Origin of the sequence: Kitasatospora sp. NPDC056138 (genome assembly GCF_042264695.1) — a bacterium.
GTDB lineage: Bacteria > Actinomycetota > Actinomycetes > Streptomycetales > Streptomycetaceae > Kitasatospora.
This window is the reverse complement of sequence record NZ_JBHJVK010000167.1, coordinates 1-1,474: the sequence shown is the minus strand read 5'-3', so window position 1 is coordinate 1,474 and position 1,474 is coordinate 1. Positions and strand designations below refer to the sequence as shown.

At 69.8% G+C, this 1,474-nt stretch carries 1 protein-coding gene; it reads left to right on the top strand.

Annotation, left to right across the window (positions count from 1 at the left end):
• Positions 1–127 precede the first annotated feature (127 nt).
• The coding region (locus tag ACFC1R_RS38785; protein WP_375946424.1) for an NF041680 family putative transposase at positions 128–1,474 on the top strand (1,347 nt) is incomplete at its 3' end.

Below are 1,474 nucleotides of genomic sequence, written 5' to 3'. Positions count from 1 at the left end.
AGCTTGGCGTTTATGGTCGCTGGTCACTCGACCGGCTGAGGTCTCCGGGATCCGGGCGCACGTGACGCGGCCGTTCTTCACGCTTCGAGATGTCGAGTCACGAAGCACGGAGGAACGGCCGCTTCCTATGAGTCTCCCAGCTGAGGTGCCCGTAGGTGGGGCATTGGACCTCTTGTCCCGCTTTCGGATTGAGTTTTACGACTGCCTGTACGCCCGCGCGGACGCGCTCTTCGAGCTCACCGACGCGGTGCTGTGCACGGACGGGCCGGTGAAGACCCTGGTCGAGCTGTCGCTGGCAGTCGAGCACCGACGCGGGCACGGTGCCCTGTACGCCGCCCTGGACCGGGGCTGGTTCGAACCGACGCGCTTGCGCCGCACTCTGGCCGCCCTGCCACTGCCGAAGGCGGCCGACGGGCGGATCGTGCTGGCCGTCGACGTGTCCAACTGGCTCCGCCCCGACGCTCCGACCAGCGACGACCGGTTGTTCTGCCATGTCTACGGACGTGGCGACCGCAAGACGGACCAGTTCGTGCCCGGCTGGCCGTATTCCTTCGTCGCCGCGCTGGAGTCCGGCCGCACCTCCTGGTGCGCGCTACTGGACGCCGTACGCCTGAGCCCCGCGGACGACGCGACCGCCGTCACCGCCGCCCAACTACGCGACGTCGTCGAGCGGTTGACACAAGCAGAGCACTGGCGGCCGGGCGATCCCGAGATCCTGATCGTGATGGACTCCGGCTACGACGTCGCCTACCTCTCCCACGCCCTGAAGGACCTGCCCGTCGTGCTGCTCGGACGTCTGCGCTCGGACCGCGTCATGCTCCGAGACGCAGGATCCGCCCGCTCCGGCCCGAAGGGCGGCCGTCCCCGCCGGCACGGCGGCATCCTGACCTTCGCCAAACCCGACACCTGGCACCAGCCCGACGTCACCACGGCCACGGACACCACCCGCTACGGCAAGGCCGAGACCATCGCCTGGGACCGTATGCACCCCAGACTCACCCACCGCGGCCCCTGGCTGGAACACGCGAAAGAGGAACTGCCCATCCTGCACGGCACATTGATCCGCCTCAAGGTCGAGCGCCTGCCGGGTGACCGCGACCCGAAACCGGTCTGGCTGTGGTGCTCGACCAGCACCGCCACACCGGCGGACGTGAACCGCTGGTGGCAGTCGTTCCTCCGCAGATTCGACCTGGAACACACCTTCAGGCTGATGAAGCAGACCCTCGGCTGGACCGCCCCGAAAATCCGCCACGCGGACACTGCCGACCTGTGGACGTGGCTGATCATCGCCGCCCACACCCAGCTCCGCCTCGCCCGACACCTCGCCGAAGACCTCCGCCGCCCCTGGGAACGACCGGCGGCCGAACCCCGCCGCCTCACCCCCGCCCGGGTGCGGCGCGGGTTTCGCAACATCCGCGCGATGGCGGCCTGCCCGGCGGCCGCGCCGAAACCCTCCCGGCCGGGCCCGGGACGG